The organism is Streptomyces sp. NPDC006208 (assembly GCF_040613775.1).
GTDB lineage: Bacteria > Actinomycetota > Actinomycetes > Streptomycetales > Streptomycetaceae > Streptomyces.
On record NZ_JBEXSW010000018.1, the window covers coordinates 137,121 to 154,053 of the forward strand.

18 protein-coding genes and 2 pseudogenes are annotated in these 16,933 nt (G+C 68.1%); 11 read left to right on the forward strand and 9 right to left on the reverse strand.

Annotation, left to right across the window (positions count from 1 at the left end):
• Positions 1–103 precede the first annotated feature (103 nt).
• The 4 genes from tsf (at position 104) to ABZ208_RS17245 (ending at position 3,699) form a co-directional block, all read left to right on the forward strand.
• Complete coding sequence (tsf, locus tag ABZ208_RS17230) at positions 104–940, forward strand: translation elongation factor Ts (RefSeq protein ID WP_356910287.1); 837 nt, start codon at positions 104–106, stop codon at positions 938–940.
• A 155-nt stretch (positions 941–1,095) separates the two neighbouring features.
• The gene (gene pyrH / locus ABZ208_RS17235) at positions 1,096–1,878 is read left to right on the forward strand and encodes a UMP kinase (protein ID WP_328395922.1); all 783 of its coding nucleotides are present in this window, start codon (positions 1,096–1,098) and stop codon (positions 1,876–1,878) included.
• 127 nt (positions 1,879–2,005) lie between these two features.
• A complete protein-coding gene (gene frr, locus ABZ208_RS17240) occupies positions 2,006–2,563 on the forward strand; it encodes a ribosome recycling factor (RefSeq protein ID WP_328395920.1) in 558 nt (185 codons plus the stop codon).
• A complete protein-coding gene (locus ABZ208_RS17245; protein ID WP_356910288.1) occupies positions 2,563–3,699 on the forward strand; it encodes a phosphatidate cytidylyltransferase in 1,137 nt (378 codons plus the stop codon). Before frr ends, ABZ208_RS17245 begins: the two co-directional genes overlap by 1 nt.
• A gap of 73 nt (positions 3,700–3,772) precedes the next feature.
• Here ABZ208_RS17245 and ABZ208_RS17250 read toward each other — a convergent pair whose 3' ends face one another.
• The gene (locus ABZ208_RS17250; protein WP_356910289.1) at positions 3,773–4,585 is read right to left on the reverse strand and encodes a hypothetical protein; all 813 of its coding nucleotides are present in this window, start codon (positions 4,583–4,585) and stop codon (positions 3,773–3,775) included.
• A gap of 272 nt (positions 4,586–4,857) precedes the next feature.
• On the opposite strand from ABZ208_RS17250, the gene ABZ208_RS17255 reads away from it, so the two are divergent.
• Together ABZ208_RS17255 and ABZ208_RS17260 are read left to right on the forward strand one after the other, a co-directional pair.
• Positions 4,858–6,219 (forward strand): hypothetical protein, encoded by a 1,362-nt coding sequence (locus tag ABZ208_RS17255; protein WP_356910290.1) that lies wholly within the window; start codon positions 4,858–4,860, stop codon positions 6,217–6,219.
• A 295-nt stretch (positions 6,220–6,514) separates the two neighbouring features.
• A complete protein-coding gene (locus tag ABZ208_RS17260; protein ID WP_356910291.1) occupies positions 6,515–7,504 on the forward strand; it encodes a serine hydrolase in 990 nt (329 codons plus the stop codon).
• 191 nt (positions 7,505–7,695) lie between these two features.
• Here the strand turns inward: ABZ208_RS17260 and ABZ208_RS17265 are convergent, their stop codons facing one another.
• Entirely contained in the window at positions 7,696–8,697 is a 1,002-nt protein-coding gene (locus ABZ208_RS17265) for a helix-turn-helix domain-containing protein (RefSeq protein WP_356910292.1), read from the reverse strand.
• 70 nt (positions 8,698–8,767) lie between these two features.
• Between ABZ208_RS17265 and ABZ208_RS17270 the strand changes: the two genes are divergently transcribed.
• Positions 8,768–9,100, forward strand: a complete 333-nt coding sequence (locus tag ABZ208_RS17270; protein WP_356910293.1) for a cupin domain-containing protein — start codon at positions 8,768–8,770, stop codon at positions 9,098–9,100.
• Positions 9,101–9,219: 119 nt separating this feature from the next.
• Here the strand turns inward: ABZ208_RS17270 and ABZ208_RS17275 are convergent, their stop codons facing one another.
• Both ABZ208_RS17275 and ABZ208_RS17280 read right to left on the reverse strand, forming a co-directional pair.
• The gene (locus tag ABZ208_RS17275) at positions 9,220–9,435 is read right to left on the reverse strand and encodes a hypothetical protein (RefSeq protein WP_356910308.1); all 216 of its coding nucleotides are present in this window, start codon (positions 9,433–9,435) and stop codon (positions 9,220–9,222) included.
• Positions 9,436–9,461: 26 nt separating this feature from the next.
• Positions 9,462–9,737 (reverse strand): DUF6233 domain-containing protein, encoded by a 276-nt coding sequence (locus ABZ208_RS17280; protein WP_356910294.1) that lies wholly within the window; start codon positions 9,735–9,737, stop codon positions 9,462–9,464.
• 170 nt (positions 9,738–9,907) lie between these two features.
• On the opposite strand from ABZ208_RS17280, the gene ABZ208_RS17285 reads away from it, so the two are divergent.
• From ABZ208_RS17285 to ABZ208_RS17295, 3 genes and pseudogenes are all read left to right on the forward strand, one after another.
• Positions 9,908–10,333 (forward strand): DUF3592 domain-containing protein, encoded by a 426-nt coding sequence (locus tag ABZ208_RS17285; RefSeq protein WP_356910295.1) that lies wholly within the window; start codon positions 9,908–9,910, stop codon positions 10,331–10,333.
• 226 nt (positions 10,334–10,559) lie between these two features.
• A complete protein-coding gene (locus tag ABZ208_RS17290) occupies positions 10,560–10,931 on the forward strand; it encodes a hypothetical protein (protein ID WP_356910296.1) in 372 nt (123 codons plus the stop codon).
• A 75-nt stretch (positions 10,932–11,006) separates the two neighbouring features.
• Positions 11,007–11,078: pseudogene (locus ABZ208_RS17295) on the forward strand (DUF6233 domain-containing protein); the annotation flags it as partial.
• Between the two features lie 14 nt (positions 11,079–11,092).
• Here the strand turns inward: ABZ208_RS17295 and ABZ208_RS17300 are convergent.
• A complete protein-coding gene (locus ABZ208_RS17300; RefSeq protein WP_356910297.1) occupies positions 11,093–11,278 on the reverse strand; it encodes a hypothetical protein in 186 nt (61 codons plus the stop codon).
• A gap of 229 nt (positions 11,279–11,507) precedes the next feature.
• Entirely contained in the window at positions 11,508–11,639 is a 132-nt protein-coding gene (locus tag ABZ208_RS17305; RefSeq protein ID WP_356910298.1) for a hypothetical protein, read from the reverse strand.
• A 221-nt stretch (positions 11,640–11,860) separates the two neighbouring features.
• Here ABZ208_RS17305 and ABZ208_RS17310 point away from each other — a divergent pair, with 221 nt between their 5' ends.
• The gene (locus tag ABZ208_RS17310; RefSeq protein ID WP_356910299.1) at positions 11,861–13,156 is read left to right on the forward strand and encodes a helix-turn-helix transcriptional regulator; all 1,296 of its coding nucleotides are present in this window, start codon (positions 11,861–11,863) and stop codon (positions 13,154–13,156) included.
• A gap of 93 nt (positions 13,157–13,249) precedes the next feature.
• On the opposite strand, the pseudogene ABZ208_RS17315 reads toward ABZ208_RS17310, so the two are convergent.
• The 3 genes and pseudogenes from ABZ208_RS17315 to fxsT all read right to left on the reverse strand — a co-directional run.
• A pseudogene (locus ABZ208_RS17315) lies at positions 13,250–13,732 on the reverse strand (tyrosine-type recombinase/integrase); the annotation flags it as partial.
• A 20-nt stretch (positions 13,733–13,752) separates the two neighbouring features.
• Complete coding sequence (locus ABZ208_RS17320; protein WP_356910300.1) at positions 13,753–14,646, reverse strand: Ku protein; 894 nt, start codon at positions 14,644–14,646, stop codon at positions 13,753–13,755.
• Between the two features lie 550 nt (positions 14,647–15,196).
• A partial coding sequence (fxsT, locus tag ABZ208_RS17325; protein ID WP_356910301.1) for an FxSxx-COOH system tetratricopeptide repeat protein occupies positions 15,197–16,933 on the reverse strand: 1,737 nt, incomplete at its 5' end.

Genomic DNA, 16,933 nt, shown 5'->3' on the forward strand with positions numbered 1-16,933 from the left:
CGCACAGTTCGGTAGTTGACGGCGGGGGGCGGTGCCACAAGCACCGGCCCCCGCCGCTCACCCGTAGATCTTCGACTTTCGATTCCGAGAGAGATTCAAGGACATGGCGAACTACACCGCCGCTGACGTCAAGAAGCTCCGTGAGCTCACCGGCGCCGGCATGATGGACTGCAAGAAGGCCCTGGACGAGGCCGACGGCAACGTGGACAAGGCCGTCGAGGCGCTGCGCATCAAGGGCCAGAAGGGCGTCGCCAAGCGCGAGGGCCGTTCCGCCGAGAACGGTGCCGTCGTCTCCCTCATCTCCGAGGACAAGACCTCCGGCGTTCTGCTCGAGCTGAAGTGCGAGACCGACTTCGTCGCCAAGGGTGACAAGTTCCAGTCCGTCGCCGGCGCGCTCGCCGCCCACGTCGCGGCCACCAACCCGGCGGACCTCGAGGCCCTGCTCGCCTCCGAGATCGAGTCCGGCAAGACCGTCCAGGCGTACGTCGACGAGGCGAACGCGAACCTCGGCGAGAAGATCGTCCTGGACCGCTTCGCGCAGTTCACCGGTGGCTACGTTGCCGCGTACATGCACCGCACCATGCCCGACCTCCCGCCGCAGATCGGTGTCCTGGTCGAGCTGGACAAGGAGAACGCCGAGATCGCCAAGGGCGTCGCGCAGCACATCGCCGCCTTCGCCCCGAAGTACCTCTCCCGCGAGGACGTCCCGGCCGAGGTCGTCGAGGCCGAGCGCCGCGTCGCCGAGGAGACCACGCGCCAGGAGGGCAAGCCCGAGGCTGCCCTTCCGAAGATCGTCGAGGGTCGCGTCAACGGCTTCTTCAAGGAGGCCACCCTCCTGGGCCAGCCGTACGCCCTCGACAACAAGAAGTCCGTCCAGCAGATCCTGGACGAGGCCGGTGTCACCCTGAAGCGCTTCACCCGCATCAAGGTCGGCATCTGAGCCGGAACGCGATCGACGTGGGAGCCCGCCAGGGTTGCCAGCAGTCGCCGGTCGCATGCGCCGGACGACCGCAGATCTGACGAGGAGGCCATTGCCGACAGGGAACCAGCACCCACCGGCAATGGCCTTCTTCGTATGTGCACGAGGAGATCTCCATGAACAAGGGCGCGGACGCCAATCAGTCTGCCGACGCCAAGCGCGACCACACCGGGCAGAGGGCCGGCCGCTTCATGCTGAAGCTGTCCGGTGAAGCCTTCTCCGGTGGCACCGGTCTGGGCGTCGACCCCGACGTCGTACACGCCATCGCCCGTGAGATCGCCGCGGTCGTGCGCGATGGCGCAGAGATCGCGGTCGTCATCGGCGGCGGCAACTTCTTCCGTGGTGCCGAGCTCCAGCAGCGCGGCATGGACCGGGCCCGCTCCGACTACATGGGCATGCTCGGCACCGTCATGAACTGCCTCGCCCTCCAGGACTTCCTGGAGAAGGAAGGCATCGACTCCCGCGTTCAGACCGCCATCACCATGGGCCAGGTCGCGGAGCCGTACATCCCGCTGCGTGCCGTGCGGCATCTGGAGAAGGGCCGCGTGGTCATCTTCGGTGCCGGTATGGGTATGCCGTACTTCTCCACCGACACCACCGCTGCCCAGCGAGCCCTGGAGATCGACGCCGAGGCTCTGCTGATGGGCAAGAACGGGGTGGACGGGGTCTACGACTCCGACCCCAAGACCAACCCCGACGCGGTGAAGTTCGATGCTCTCGAGTACAGCGAGGTGCTGTCCCGCAACCTGAAGGTCGCGGACGCCACCGCGATCACCCTCTGCCGTGACAACGCTCTTCCGATCCTCGTCTTCGAACTCCTCACCGAAGGCAATATCGCTCGGGCGGTCAAGGGTGAGAAGATCGGCACGCTCGTGAGCGACCGGGACACCCGGGCCTGACCCGGGGGCTTCCTCCAGGGATGGACAAAGTCCTGCCGGTCGGACACCGTGCAGGGAAGACGCGACACAGGTTCCGCCGGCCCAGATTGTGCGCCGGGCCTTATTCCACAACACGCAGGAGCAAGTGGTGATCGAAGAGACCCTCCTCGAAGCCGAGGAGAAGATGGAGAAGGCCGTCCTGGTCGCCAAGGATGACTTCGCCGCGATCCGCACCGGGCGTGCGCACCCGGCGATGTTCAACAAGATCGTGGCGGACTACTACGGCGCCCTGACGCCGATCAACCAGCTGGCGTCGTTCTCGGTGCCCGAGCCGCGTATGGCCGTGGTGACCCCGTTCGACAAGAGCGCGCTGCGCAACATCGAGCAGGCGATCCGCGACTCCGACCTGGGCGTCAACCCGAGCAACGACGGCAACATCATCCGGGTGGTGTTCCCCGAGCTGACCGAGGAGCGCCGCCGCGAGTACATCAAGGTCGCCAAGGGCAAGGCCGAGGACTCGAAGATCTCGATCCGTTCCGTGCGCCGCAAGGCCAAGGAAGCCATCGACAAGCTGATCAAGGACGGCGAGGTCGGTGAGGACGAGGGCCGCCGCGCGGAGAAGGAGCTCGACGACACCACCGCGAAGTACGTCACGCAGGTGGACGAGCTGCTCAAGCACAAGGAAGCCGAGCTGCTCGAGGTCTGATGAACGACTCTTCCTGGGGGGCGGGGGCCCCGCACAGCACCGGATATGCCGGGGCGTGGCCACCGCCCGACCAGGCGCAGGCGTCCATACCGGCGGGTCCCGCATACGCCGGGCATGACGCACAGCAGACTCGGCCCATGCCCATCGTGCCGGACTTTCCCGACGCAGGCAGAGACGCCGAGGACCATGACGGCGGCGACGCCCGTGACGACCGCGACCGGGGGGCCGCTCGGCTGAGCGGCCCTTTGTTCCGTGACGAGAAGCCGCAGGAGCCCATGCACACCCCGCCCCCGGCCTCCGCGCCCCAGCCGCCGCAGAAGAAGCGCGCCGGGCGCGATCTGCGGGCGGCCATAGGGGTCGGCGTCGGGTTGGGAGCGGTGATCGTCGCCTCGCTCTTCTTCGTCAAGGCCGTGTTCGTCGGCGTGATAGCGGTCGCCGTGGTCGTCGGACTCTGGGAGCTGACCTCACGGCTCGAGGAGCGCAAGCAGATCAAGGCGCCGCTGGTGCCGCTCGCGGTCGGCGGCGCGGCCATGGTCGTGGCCGGCTATGTGCGCGGCCCGGAAGGCGCCTGGGTCGCCATGGCGCTCACCGCGCTCGCGGTCCTGGTCTGGCGCATGACCGAGCCGCCCGAGGGTTACCTGAAGGACGTCACGGCCGGTGTCTTCGCCGCGTTCTACGTGCCCTTCCTGGCGACCTTCGTGGCGATGATGCTCACCGCGGACGACGGGCCCGAGCGCGTGCTGACGTTCCTGCTGCTCACCGTGGTCAGCGACACCGGTGCGTATGCCGTCGGGTGGCGCTTCGGCAAGCACAAGCTCGCTCCGCGCATCAGCCCCGGGAAGACCCGTGAAGGCCTGCTGGGCGCTGTGGCGTTCGCGATGGTGGCCGGAGCGCTGTGCATGCAGTTCCTCATCGACGGCGGCACCTGGTGGCAGGGCCTGCTCATGGGTCTGGCCGTCGCGGTCACTGCCACCCTGGGCGACCTGGGCGAGTCGATGATCAAGCGGGACCTCGGTATCAAGGACATGGGCACGCTGCTGCCGGGCCACGGCGGCATCATGGACCGGCTGGACTCTCTGCTGCCGACCGCCCCGGTGGTGTGGCTGCTGCTCGTGGTGTTCGTCGGCTCCGGCTGACATCCTGCGGTCGTACGGCGAGGGGCCCACCGACCGGTGGGCCCCTCGCCGGTTCCCGCGTTCTTCGGCCGGGTCACTGGACCGGGCGCTTGCCGGATTCCTTGTCGGCGTTGCCTGACAGCATCTTTGCCGCGAGGACGCCCACGACGATCAGCCCGATCCCGAGCCAGGTGGCCGCGTCCTCGAAGATCAGGACGGCGATGCCCACGGGGATGAGCATCCCGGCCAGGGGAACCAGCAGCCCGTTGACGGACGGGATCTGCTCGCTGCCGCGCGCCTTCGCCCGCGCGTAGTCGGGGTACCACTCGGTGAAGCTGAGAGCCGCGATGATCGCCAGGATCTGGATGATCCATTCGGTCCAGATGTTGTTCGGGTTGTGCAGGACGAGGTCGCCGTAGCCGCCCGCGACAGCGGCCACCAGGAAGGCACCTGCCCAGACCCCCGTGATCACGTAGTTGACCCGTTTGAAGACGGGGGAGTCCCAGAAGGCGCGGTCGACACGCTCCCGGGCGTACTGCAACGTGAAGGGCATCCGTAGGGCCATGGAGCCGAGCGCGATGACCACCAGAGCGATGTTCGTGACCTCGTCCGCGTACAGCTCCAGCCAGTGGTGGGTGCCCTCGTCGGCGAACGCCCCGACGATCGCCAGAACCGCGAAGAAGAACACGTCCGCGACTTCGAGGACCTTCAGCGACTCGCCGGGATGCAGGATCCGCCCCAGGACGACCAGCACGATCGAGACCGCGAGCGCGAGCCCCACCGCCAACCCGAAGCGACCGGGACCGGCAAGGACCGAGAAGATGATCCACGGAGACATCCCCACGACGGGGTTGTCGAGCGCACCGGCCAGCCACCGGCCCCCTGCGGTATCGGCCACGGCTTTCATAGACGAACCCTTCCGACGGCCGGAGTCCCCGTTTTCAGCGTGACCGCTGACGTCCGGATGCGCGACGCGACCCCACGTCACGCCGACCGGCGGCGTGCGCGGTCGCGGAATCGTGTGACGGCGGTGCCGGGACGGATCGGGGCGAAGGGTGCGCTTCGGCCGCCGAGGGCTGACGATGGATCGAGAGGGGCCGGCCGGTCGTGCGGCTTCCCGAAGCATCTGCAGGGCGAACACCCCGCCAGCGCGCGGCAAGCGCGCAGAGGGGAGCACGCATGGACCCGTCCGCCGCCTCCGGCCCCGAGGCCCACCGGCACGAGATGCCGAGCGGACCCTTGAACGATGCCGAACGGGCGGAATACGACCGCCTGCGCCATGCTGCGGGCATGCGGCATCGCCGCCTGCGGCTCTTCGGGACGTCCGTGCTCCTGGTGCTGGCCGTCCTGCTGGCGCCGCTCAGCGTGGTCGCCACCTGGGTGGACTCCGAGATCTCCGACACTGCCCGGTACGAGCAGACCGTCGCGCCTCTCGCCAGGGATGCCGCTGTGCAGAATCTGGTGATCGACCGCGTCACCGACCGGGTCGTCGCCGAGATCGATGTACGCAAGGTCAGCGACGAGATCGCCGACGTCCTGGCCGACCGTGACGCGCCCGCCTTCGTCGTCGACGCGGCCAGGAAGCTGGACGGCCCGCTGAAGAGCGGGGTGACCACGGCGGTGAGCTACGTGGTGCGGAAGGTGGTCACCAGCGAGCAGTTCGCCACGGCATGGGACGACGTGAACCGGCGTGCCCACACCGCCGTCTCGAGCGTCCTCACCGGTGAGGGAGGGGGAGCCGTCGAGGCCAAGGGCGACACCATCGTCCTGAACGTTGCCGTCGTGATCGACGAGATGCAGGAAGAGCTGATCGGTTCGAAGATCGTCTCCGCGAAGAGCATCCCCGGGGTCGACCAGTCGGTCGTGCTGGCGCGCAGCGACAAGCTGAGCGAAGCCCAGGACGCCGCCCGCCTGCTGGGCATCCTCGGCAGCTGGCTGCCGTTGACGGTGGTCGTCCTCGCCGGCCTGGGCGTGTGGATGGCACCGTCACCCCGGGTGGCGCTGATCGCCGGGAGCACAGCCATCGGCGTCATGATGTGCTTGCTGCTCGTCTCGCTCGCCGTCATGCGCGTGGTCGCTCTGGATGCCGTCCCCCCGGACGCCGAGACGCAGAACGCCGCGGCCACCGTCTACGACACCCTGGTGAGATTCCTCCAGCAGGCCGCGGTCACGGTGCTCGTCACCATGCTGATCATCGCGGTCGCGGGGTATCTGTACGGACCCGGCCGCGGTGCCCGCGTGGTGCGCTCCGCCGTGGGCCGGAGCACCGGAGCTGCCGGTCACGCTCTCGCCCGGAAGGGGCTGCGCACCGGCGGCGTCGGGCGCTGGCTGCACACGCACCGCCCCCTGACCACCGGCATCGTGATCGCAGCCGGAGCGCTCGTTCTGTTCCTGTGGCCATATCCCACGCCTGGCTCCGTGGCCCTCGTCCTCGTGCTCGTCGTGGTCGTCCTGGTGGCCCTCGGTGTTCTCGGCGCCGCGGACGCGGCGGACTCCGAGGACGGGCCGCCCACCGCCGCGTCCGGCTCGGTGGCCGAGTAGCGCTGCGCCGACCCTCTGAGGAATCGGCGCGCTGTTCAACCCTGTCGTCCCGAACCTCAGATGCGGCGCGATATCCAGCGAAGAGGGTCCATTCGGAGGACTCACCTTTCACCCTAGGCCTATTGGCTGGCCCGGCAGGCCCCGCCCATCCCCGGCTTGTAATGTCGGACCGCAAGTGCCGGATTGCGCCTGAACGCCGGAAAGATACCTGTCGAACCCCGCTTCGAATGAAATCGGGGGCCGGGTCTGTTGCAGTGTCCGTACGGGTGGTGCCGGAAAACGGAAAGGGTTCGAATTGAAGCTCAGTAAGACGACCTCAAGGGTGACTTTAGGAACAGTTTTCGTCGCCGCCTACGTTGTCGTTGCGACCTCTTCCTGGATCGTCGAACCTTCCCCGGCGGAACCCATAGCCCATGAGGCGGGGGAAATGGAAAGCACATCTCAGCGGCTCAAGGGCGGGCTGATTGAATGTGCGTCCCCGAAGCCCGAACTGGCACATGCCCTGGCCCGAGACATAGCAAGGTCGCTGGCGAATCGCTCCAGTCGAGCCTCGATGGTGCTGTATGACCGAACCACTGATACCTCCTGCGCCTACGGCGCGGACAAGCACTACGATTCCGCGAGCATAGTCAAGCCGATCATATTGGGGGCTCTGCTCCTGGCCAGAAGCGACCGCTTGTCCGAGGATGAGCAGGAACTGGCCAGGGAGATGATCGTGAGTTCGGACAACGATGCGACGTACACCCTGTGGGACAGCGTTGGGACCGAAAGCATCCAGGAATTTCTGGACAAGGCCGGAATGGAGGACACCATCCTCGACGAAGCAGGTCTCATGGGTCTGACTCAGGTCACTGCGAGGGATCAGGCCACATTGCTTGAGCTGCTCACCGGTGAGGACAACTCGGTCCTGAATGCCGAAGAGCGCGCCTACATCCTGGGCCTCATGCGCAACGTGCAGGAGGATCAACGGTGGGGAGCGCCTGCCGGTGCCCCCTCGGGCGCTGCGGTACAAGTCAAGAACGGATGGCTTCAGCGTTCCGAGAGGGTCAAGGACCCCTGGGACCGTGGGGACTGGAAGGTCAACAGCATGGGTGCGTTCACCGGGCGCGCCTACGACTACGGTCTCGTGGTCCTCACCGAGAACAACAGGGTCCCTGACGGCGAGTCACCGGGTGTGGGGTGGGACTACGGCATGGACACGATCGAGCGAGTGGCGAAGGCCGTCCACCGCGACCTGTACCCGGACCGTACTCCCGCAGCTGCCGGCAGTCCCGGCCGCCGATGAAATGCCGCCTGTGAACCCTGTGAACATGCGGCGGGAGGCGGCTCCACCCGGGTGACGGATCCCGTGACGGGGGCTGGGCGCGACCGGCAACGACCGGCGGCGCCCGCCCCCGGCGTCACGGCCCCCAGGTCACCTCGGCTGCGCCGGCCGCGCCGGCACCCCCGTTGCCGCCTTCGCGGCCCCCAACGGGCTTACCGGTATTCGGAGTCGGCAGGACCACCGCCCCTTGTCGAGTGCATGGTCCGGGCTTCTCCGAAGATTCGTCGGTAGGCCCCGGGGGTTGTCCCGAACGCGGCTCGGAAGCGGCGCCGGAGGTTGACCGCGGAGGAGAGCCCGACTCGGTTCGCGATCGCCTCCACTGGAAGGCTGGTCTGTTCCAGCAGGGTTCGTGCCGCGTCGAGGCGCTGGTTGAGCAGCCACTGCCCGGGGCTGGTGCCGAGTTGCCGGTTGAACCGGCGGGCGAAGGTGCGGTTCGAGAGGCCTGCGCGTTCGGCGAGCCGGCTGACGGTCAGCTCTGCGTCCAGCCGCGAGAGCACCCACTGCAGGACCGGAGCCAGCGACTCGTCCGTGCCGGCGGGGGCGGCCTGTGCGACGTACTGGAGCTGGCTGCCCTCCCGGTGCGGCGGCAGCACCATGCTCCGGGCGATCTGAGCGGCGTATGCCGCGCCGTGGTCGGAGCGTACGAGATGCAGGCACAGATCGATGCCGGCGCCGCTACCGGCACTGGTGGCCACATCACCGTGATCGATGTAGAGCACGTCGGCATCGACCTGTACCTGGGGGAAGGCAGCGGCGAGTTGGGCGGTCCGGCGCCAGTGGGTCGTGGCCCGGCGGCCGTCGAGCAGTCCCGCCTGGGCGAGGACGAAAGCGCCCGTGCAGATGGACGCGATCCGTGATCCGCGCCGGTGCGCGGCCCGCAGGGCGTCGAGGACGGCCGGCGGGACAGGTGCCCCGGGCGGCTGCCAGCCGGGGACCATCACCGTGTCCGCGCGCCGCAGGGCCTCCAGACCGGCGTCGACGAGCATCGAGTACCCGGCGGTGGTCCGCAGCGGCCCTGGCTGCTGGGCGCACACCCGGAAGTCGTAGTGGACCGGCAGATCCGGCCGGATGCTGCCGAAGACCTCGGTGGCGCAGGCGAGTTCGAAAGGCGACTGCGGCTCGTTGAGCAGCGCCACCACCTCATGACGGGGCATGGCAGAAAAGTACCTGCAGATGTCATTCCAGACACTCGTTCGGATTCCCGATGCGAGCCACAGTGGCTGCATGAGCGAGGACACCGAGATGAACGCACTGATGACCGTCGTCCACGTTGACGAGGTCGCGCCGCAGGAGGTGGTTCCTGGGATCGTGCGCCGCAGGCTGCCGGCGACCGACCACGCCCGCGGCTGGCTGATCGACTTCGCCGCGGGCACCGAGTGGCCGGAGGTCGACGTGCACACCGGAGAGGAGCGGTACTACGTGCTGAGCGGAGAAGTGATCGAGGGGGAGGATCGCTACGGGCCGGGTACGTATGTGGTGTTCGCCGCGGGCAGCCGGCATCGGCCCCGTACCGAGACGGGCGCGCGGATGCTCGGTATCTCCCTGCCGGCCGGCTGACGGGCGCCGGAGCCTGCTGCCTGCGGCTGACTGTGATCTGGTGGGCGGCCCGTAGCGGCCTCCTGTGAGCTGTTCCGCGAGGCACCACGGCCGGCGGGCCGCTCCGGTCCGTCGGCGTCTCAGCCCGCGGCGTCGTATTCGTGCGACCGGCCGCCCTGCCACTTCACCCAACGCGGATCGTCCAGCAGATCCCATGCGTCCGGCAGGCCCGCCCGTCGCAGAAACTCGACCAGATCGGCGTCGCTGCGGGCCAGGCCGGCGATCTGGGTGCGGATCGTCACGCGGCGGCCGCCGGGGCCCACCGCGCGATGAACGACGATAGGTGCAGCGCTCAGGTCTTCAGGCTGCGATGGTCCGCGGTTCACGGCGCACCGAGCTCTGTGTCCGGTCGGTGGTACGGGCAGGCTGCCATGCCGTCCTCGGCGATCGCACGGCGGGCCTGCTCGCGTGCCATGGGCCTCGTGTGCCGGCCGGCCATGCGGCAGTTGCTCGTACGGGGCAGCGTGTGCGCGGCACGGACAGCGGCCACCTCCTGCCGTTCCCGCTCCGCGATGGTCCCGTCCGTACGGCGCAGTCGCCGGACCAGCCATTCGCGGACGCTGCGCAGGCGTTCAGGACGAGCCATTTTTTCGGACACAAGTTCGATTCTAGATCGGGGTCCGGCCCTGGTGACGACCGGGGGGCGTCAAGGTGGGCTCCAGCCTTGTCGGCCCTGATGCCACCGAGCACGCGGAACGGTGGCGGCAGGCAGGCTGCCACAGCCGCCCCATTCGCAACCGAGACCCCTTTGTGCGCGTCGCACAACGCATGGAACGTGAATGGCTCTTCTCGCTCATCCCGCTGACGATCGGTGTGGCCTTCCTCGGCTTCGGCGTGTACGGGCTCCGCCGTGCCGGCGCGCTGCGCCGCACAGGTGTCACCGCAGAGGCCCGGATCGTCCGCCACGATGTCAGTCGAGGCAGCGAAGGCGCCACGTTCTACCACCCGGTCGCAGCCTGGACGACCCGGGACGGCCGCGAGTGCGAGTACTCGTCCAGGTTCGGCCGCGGTGCCGTCGGAGGCGTCTTCGGCGTGGGGGCCTTTGTCACGGTCCGATACGATCCGGAAGACCCGCGCCGGTTTGCGATCGAGGGCTGGGACGTAGCGACGGTCGACCGGCTGTTCACCGTGTTGGGGTCGGTGTTCACGGCAGGCACCTTGGTGGTGTTGCTCGTCCGAGTACTCACTCTCTGACCGCACCCGAGTCTCATTTTCCACGGCCGCAGCGTGTCCCGCACCGAGTGATCCGGGCGCCACCGTTGCCGGCTCCGCGCGGCGGGACCGTCCTACCGGTCGGGGCGAGGCATCCGCGGCGGCCCCGGCACCGAATGGCGCCGGGCCCGTCGCGGTGATGCGTGACGCCCGTGTGCTCGGGTGCGCCTCTCGCGACATGAAATCGAACAGGCGTATGGTTTTGGGTATGGCTGAGAAAGCGTTCCCGGACGATCTTCGTGTGGCACAGGTCCGGCTCCATCAGGCGTCGTCGGAGCTGGCGGCGCTGTGCCGGACCCTGCCGTGGTCCGTCGAGCCGATGCCCGGCTGGGAGGGGGAGGCGCATCCCCACACCGGTGTCGTGACTGGTGGCCGTCAGGACAGCCCCGGCTGGACCGGGGAGCAGCGTGAGGCGGTGGACCGGCTGCGCGCGGAGTGCGTCGCGCTGTCCCTCACCGTCACCACGCATCCGTACTGGGCGGGTGTGGAGCGGGAGAAGGTCGTCGACGAGCGGATGCGGCTGAAGGCGGACACCAAGCCGGCCGCCATACCCGCCCTGAATGTCGACGTGGCCGCGTAGCCCCTGCAAGCGAGAGACGTCCCGCCAAGTCCGGCCCGGTCCCTGAGCTGTCCCGCCGAGTATCCGACGGGCCTGCTGAGCCGGGAGGAAGCGCTGATCGCGCTGTCGCTGCCGGATGTCACGCCGTGCGAGATCTGCCGCCCGGAGACCAGGCTCGGGAGTCAGGACGCCTCCTTCTTCCTGCTGCTGGTCTTCATCGCCGCGGCCTTCTCGGGCTTCGGCGCCTGGCCGGCGAGAACGCCTGGCCTTCTGGGCCGCCCGTGGATGCCCCACAGCGACCGGTGACGATCGACGACGACCACCGTGAGCATCAAGGCCCGCAGGTCACCAGATTCTGTCTGCGACACCGGTAGCACCATGCCCAAGCCCGGAGAACTCATGTCAGGAGATGGCCAGACGCCCCTGACCAGGGAATTTTCCCAAGGAGCGCGCGTATTCGATCAGTCCGGGCCGTCTGTGTGCCGTGGTCCTTCTCCGCACACATTCCCTGCGCCGCCGTGCTAGGTCTCACCAAGCTGGAGACCTGTCGAGGCAGGTGCCGGGAGAGACCCGTGAGCCCCTCCCGGCAGGCGCGGCCTACTCCTCGTGATGCAGCAGAATGATGACCACGGCGGTGAGCAGCCGTACGACGGCCGCAGCGATCACCTTGCGCCACGGAATGGACGTTTCCGTCTCTTGCCGCCTGTTGTGACGCGACTCTTCCTTCATGATGAGGTTCCACCCCCCTTAGTAGCCGGAGTCCCCATAACTCCAGCGTTCGAGGTATGGCCCGTTTGTCATCCCGTCAGTCTGGGGGTGCCGTACCGGTCGCACGCCGTACTGCTTCACTGGTACGACCAGCTCCTGCCCGTACCACACGGCCAGTACCGCGTGCTGCGTATCTGATATCGCCCTGGTGACCAGGGCTGACAGAGCATCACGATGTCTCTATGAGTGATGCATCGAAGAAGACTGCGCGCCACCTCGACGAGCCCTGGTGCCAGGAACTCCGTGCCGCGGCTGGAACCATGACTCGCGCGCAACTCGCCGACACCGCCCACATGAGCAAGGCTAAGGTGCAGGACATCCTCGGTGGCCATGTGAAGCCGAGCATGGATGACACAGCCCGTCTAGCCGAGGCTCTGAACTACCCGAAGTTGCGACTACTCGCTCTGGCCGGCTACTTGGAAGGCCTATCGAACCTATTGGCGTACCTCGATCAGATCGAGGAACAGGCGGAGCGGATGGAGCACTCCGCCAAGCGCCTGCCAGGCGATCCTCTCTCCGGTGCAACCCGCATCGCCAACACGGCCCTTTCGGAAGGCAACTTCGAAGTCTCCATGCGTCCCGTCTTCTTGGGTACCGGGGACTGGCGACGACACTACGCGGACCGTGTTGTGCTTCGACCGCTGCATGGCGGCCCAGTTTCGGAGTCCGCCCGTACGCGTGTCGAGGCGGCTCTTTACGATGAACTCGCTTGGTTTGGGGCGGGGTTTACTGAGGGCTGGAAGGAAGGTGCGACGGCACTGACAATCAACGTCCCGCGGTTCGTTGCCCTACGTCGAGGATCTGGTAACCCCCTCCATGGTGCACCACGGTCTATCGCCGTTGTCGGAGGACACTGGGCGGGATCCGCTGACGTCGCAAGCTTCCTGGGCTATGCCTTCGACTACGACTACAGCCACGTTGCCTTCGTTGCTTCTCGCGCCTTCTCACGGCTCAATCATCACTACAACGACCGGTTCCGGGACCGCGATCGGTTGGAAGTTGCGCGCACATACGTTGAAGGCAGCGATCTTGGACGCATGCGTGTGTGGGCAGCGGATACGGGAGACTCCGAGACGGTTGCCCACATCATTGCCACATCGCGTACCCGCAAGACACCGTTGGTGATTCACTTGCGCCCCACAGATGATCTCCTTGCATGGACGGCCCATGCCAGAAGCGCACAACGCCACACTCTGGCTTCTGCTGGCGAGGACCTCCGTGCCCTTCACGAGGCGCGCAGAAAGACGGATGAGGCTCTGCGTCCCGTAGCGCAAAAGACTCTAACGCTGCCAGCGTCTCTTCCGTCTGGTGCGCGAGTTACTTCCTCCGGAGCGGCGGTCGATTCACCTGACGGGTTCTTTGACATGTGGGCGACACTCGCCGAGCAGGCGATCAGAGGAATGGGCGCACGCCCAGGGATTTCGTTCGGTCTGCAGGCGGCCTTGCAGCGACTCAATGACGTGAAGTTCCAAGTGTGAGCGGTTCGTCAGGCCAGGCTTGCTCTGCTTTCGCGAGGCTGCTAACAGAGCAAGCCCGATGCTTGATGTGCGATGGTCCGCGGTGCTAGGACGTCAGGGTTGTGTGAAGGCGTCGTCGATGGCTTTTCTGGTGCGCGCTCGGGACGACGGCATGAGGTGCGCGTATACCCGCAGTGTCAGTCCTGGGTCGGAGTGGCCGAGGTACTCGGACACGGCCTTGATGCTCTCGCCGGCGTCCAGGAGTACGGACGCGTAGAAGTGCCGCAGGGCGTGCATCCCGTGCTCGCGCGCGGACTCGTACGGCATGCCCTCCTCCGGCTCCGGGATGAGGCCGGCCGCCGCGATGGCGGGCTTCCACTCCTGGAGATTGAAGTTGCTGCGCCAGACCACCCAGTCCGCGGTGTTGGTGAACAGCAGCTGTGCTGCCACAGGCGGCCCGTCCGGCTTCCTCCAGGGCAGCGTCACCTCTACGGGTTTGTACGTGTCCATGTGCGCGCGCAGGGAGTTCGCGACCGACATCGGCAGGGGGACGTCCCGCTCCTTGTCGCACTTGGGCGGAGCGAACACCGGCTTCCCACCGAGCTGGGGGTGCTGGACTAGCCCGCGCGCTTCCTGCTGGTGGTCTTCTTCGCCGCGGTCTTCTTCGTGGTCTTCTTGGCGGGGGTTTTCTTCGTCGCCTTCTTCTTCGGCATGTCGTGCACGGTGGCGTCCTCGCCGCGGGCCGCGCGCGCCTTCGCGACGGATTCGTTGAGCGCGGCCATCAGGTCGACGACCTGCCCGGCCGGCTGCCCCTCCCGCTCCGGCTTCGGCAGCTGCTCGCCGTGCGCCTTCGCCTCGATGACCTCCTCCAGCGCCTGACGGTACTGATCGGTGAAGTCGGGCATGTGCTCCTCGGTCATGGCGTCCATGAGCTCGAGCGCCTCGTCGACCTCCGCGTCCCCGAGTTCCACCGGCGGCGGGGCGAGCTCATCGGGTGAGCGGATCTCGTCGGGCCAGCGCATGGCGTGCAGGACGAGGACGTCGCCTCTGACCCGTAGCAGTCCGAGGCGCTCTCTGCCGTGCCAGGCGAACTTCGCCACGGCGACCTTGCTCGAGCGTTCGAGGGCCTGGCGCAGCAGCTTGTACGGCTTTGCCGCGACGCCCTCGGCGGACAGGTAGTAGGAGGCGCCGATCTGGATCGGATCAATACTGGCGGCCGGCACGAACGCGCTGATCTCGATGGCCTTGGCCGTGGGCAGCGGCATGCCCTCGAGGTCCTCGTCCGTCACGGGGACGAGGGTGTCGCGGTCGAGCTCGTAGCCCTTGATGATCTCGTGGTCGCCGACCTGCTTGTCCTCCAGCTCGCAGATCTTCCGGTAGCGGATCCGGCCGCCGTCCTCGAGATGGATCTGCCGGAAGCTGATGCTGCGGTCCTCGGTAGCCGACAGCACCTTGATCGGAATGGTGACCAGACCGAAGCTGATCGCGCCGGACCAGACGGGGCGCGGCATGACGAACCTCCACTGCAAGCCCCGAGCAGAGCCAGCCTACGGCGACACACCGCACCCGCCACATGGAAACTCAGCGACGCTTTCCGAGAGAGGGCAAGTTCGCCTGAGCCGCCGCCTTCTTACGCTGGGCCTGCATCCGGGCAGCGTCAGCAGGCCGACCCAGACCAGCGAAGGCTCGGGAGAGCTACGGCGCCGAGTCTGACGCGCTTCCTCCTCACCGGCTTGACAGATCTCCTGTACCTCCACGGCGCACGCCGCTCGTCGCGAGTCAGATTGTCAGCGAGCCTGTCCACCTCATCCCACGCAGCGGCCCTAGCCCTCCTGGCGGCCGGCCAGTCGCGGCGGGACATTGCAGCCTTCAGGTCAGCCGTGTGCCTGGCCAGATCCTGTTTCGCCGCCTCTGCTTCTTCGTCAGCTTGGGCGCCGCGCTGGCCTTCACCTGCCGCTCCTCCCACGCAGGTCCACCGGGGTGGAGGTGCACGCGCGGGCGGGACCTGTGAGTCAACAGCATCTCCTTCGGTCTGGAACCGGGCTGCCGAGCGGCTGGGAATCAGGCATCGCCGCGCAGCCAGTTCAGGGTGCTTTCGGTGCGCAGAGTGTGGGGGTGGTCCTCGCCCCGCACGCGCCGCTGCCGCTCCAGGGTGTCCTCGGCCAGGGCGCGCGCGGCCTCGGCCTCCCCCAAAATCGCCAGCCGGGTGGCCAGGTTGGAGGCGGTGAGCAGGGTGTCGGGGTGGTCCTCGCCCAGCACCCGCCGCATTCGGTCCAGCGTGTCCTCACCCAGGGCGCGGGCAGCCTCCACCTCCCCCAAATCCGCCAGCCAGATGGCCAGGTTGGAGGCGCTGATCAGGGTGTTGGGGTTGTCCTCGCCCAGCCCCCGCCGCTGCTGCCCCAGCGTGTCCTCCGCCAGGGCGCGGGCAGCCTCCACCTCCCCCAACGCTGCCAGGTCGATGGCCAGGCGGGTAGCGGCGGTCAGGGTGTTGGGGTTGTCTTCGCCCAGCACCCGCCGCCGACGCTCCAGCGTGTCTTCGTCCAGGGCCCGGGCTTGGGTGTGGTTCTGGGTCTCGTTGTAAGCGCGGGCGAGGCAGTGGGCGGCCCACAGGGTGTGCTCGTGGTCGGGGCCCAGTTGCTGTGTCCAGGTGTGGTGGAGGTGTTGCAGGCGGGGCAGGGCGGTGGGGGTGTTGCCGCGGTCCATGAGGTACCAGCAGGCCTCACGCGCCGCGTTCCGGCCGGCGTCGGTGGTCAGGTCGGCCGGATCGGGGGTGAGGAGGTGGGGGATCAGCGCGGGCCAGGCGGGCCAGGTCGCCGGGTCCGCTGCGTCGCCGGGGTAGGCGGCGGTCAGGAGGGTTTCGGCGGCCCGGACCGCGGCCGCGTGCTCGGGCGGGGTGAGCTGGTCGCGGATCACGGCCTGGGTGAGGCGGTGCAGCTGGACGGTGCCGTCCTGGATGCGGGCCAGGCCCTGTCCGGCAAGGGCCCGCAGGGCCGTGCGGGCTGCGAGCGGGTTGCTCAGCAGCCCGGCCAGCGCCGGCGCCGGGTCGGTGACAGGACGGGTGCAGGCGTGCAGGGGGAAGGGTTCGGGTGCAAGCAGCGCGCAAGCCTGCAGCAGAGTCAGCGCGGCGGGCTGGGTGTCTGCCAGGTGGCCAGTGCTGAGGCGGATCTGGGCGGCCAGGGACACCGGATAACCGTTGGGGCGGCCCTTGTCGAGGACCTCGCTGATGCGCTTCTTCAACAGGTCGAGGTATTGGGGGAGGGTGAGGCCGTCGGCGAGGAGGGCGGCGGCCTGAACCAGGGCCAGCGGCAGGCCTTCCAGCTCCTTCGCCAGCCGGTCCGCATCGGCCTCGCCCAGGCCCGGGACGCGGGCTTGAAGCAGTGCGAGGGATTCGGTGCGGGCGAAGGCGTCCACCTCAACCGCCACAGCCTGGTTGTGCCAGTGGGGGTTTCGGGTAGTGATCAGCACGTGTCCATGGCCGCCGGGCAGGTAAGGCGCCAGGGCGGCGGGGTCTTCGGCGTTGTCGAAGACCAGCAGCCACCGCCCCCGCGTGCGCAGCTCCTCCGCCAGTGCCTCCAACGCCTCCGTCGGCGAGGTGTCGGCCTGCGCGGCCCCGGTCTTGACCGCAAGCTGGGCCAACTGGTCGGGGATCAGGGCGGGTTCCTCGGAGCGGATCCACCAGGCCAGCTCGTACTCCCCGGCGAAGCGGTGACCGTACTCGATCGCCAGCTGCGTCTTGCCCACCCCACCACGGCCCCGCAGCGCCTGCACCGCCACCCGCGAGCCCGAGGCGAGAGCCTG

Coding starts and splice junctions, on each gene's coding strand:
- tsf (WP_356910287.1), top strand. CDS start 104: ATGGCGAACTACACCGCCGCTGACGTCAAGAAGCTCCGTGAGCTCACC.
- ABZ208_RS17310 (WP_356910299.1), top strand. CDS start 11,861: ATGAGTGATGCATCGAAGAAGACTGCGCGCCACCTCGACGAGCCCTGG.
- ABZ208_RS17270 (WP_356910293.1), top strand. CDS start 8,768: ATGAGCGAGGACACCGAGATGAACGCACTGATGACCGTCGTCCACGTT.
- ABZ208_RS17320 (WP_356910300.1), bottom strand. CDS start 14,646: ATGCCGCGCCCCGTCTGGTCCGGCGCGATCAGCTTCGGTCTGGTCACC.
- ABZ208_RS17255 (WP_356910290.1), top strand. CDS start 4,858: ATGGACCCGTCCGCCGCCTCCGGCCCCGAGGCCCACCGGCACGAGATG.
- ABZ208_RS17250 (WP_356910289.1), bottom strand. CDS start 4,585: ATGAAAGCCGTGGCCGATACCGCAGGGGGCCGGTGGCTGGCCGGTGCG.
- ABZ208_RS17245 (WP_356910288.1), top strand. CDS start 2,563: ATGAACGACTCTTCCTGGGGGGCGGGGGCCCCGCACAGCACCGGATAT.
- pyrH (WP_328395922.1), top strand. CDS start 1,096: ATGAACAAGGGCGCGGACGCCAATCAGTCTGCCGACGCCAAGCGCGAC.
- ABZ208_RS17265 (WP_356910292.1), bottom strand. CDS start 8,697: ATGCCCCGTCATGAGGTGGTGGCGCTGCTCAACGAGCCGCAGTCGCCT.
- ABZ208_RS17290 (WP_356910296.1), top strand. CDS start 10,560: ATGGCTGAGAAAGCGTTCCCGGACGATCTTCGTGTGGCACAGGTCCGG.
- ABZ208_RS17285 (WP_356910295.1), top strand. CDS start 9,908: ATGGAACGTGAATGGCTCTTCTCGCTCATCCCGCTGACGATCGGTGTG.
- ABZ208_RS17305 (WP_356910298.1), bottom strand. CDS start 11,639: ATGAAGGAAGAGTCGCGTCACAACAGGCGGCAAGAGACGGAAACGTCC.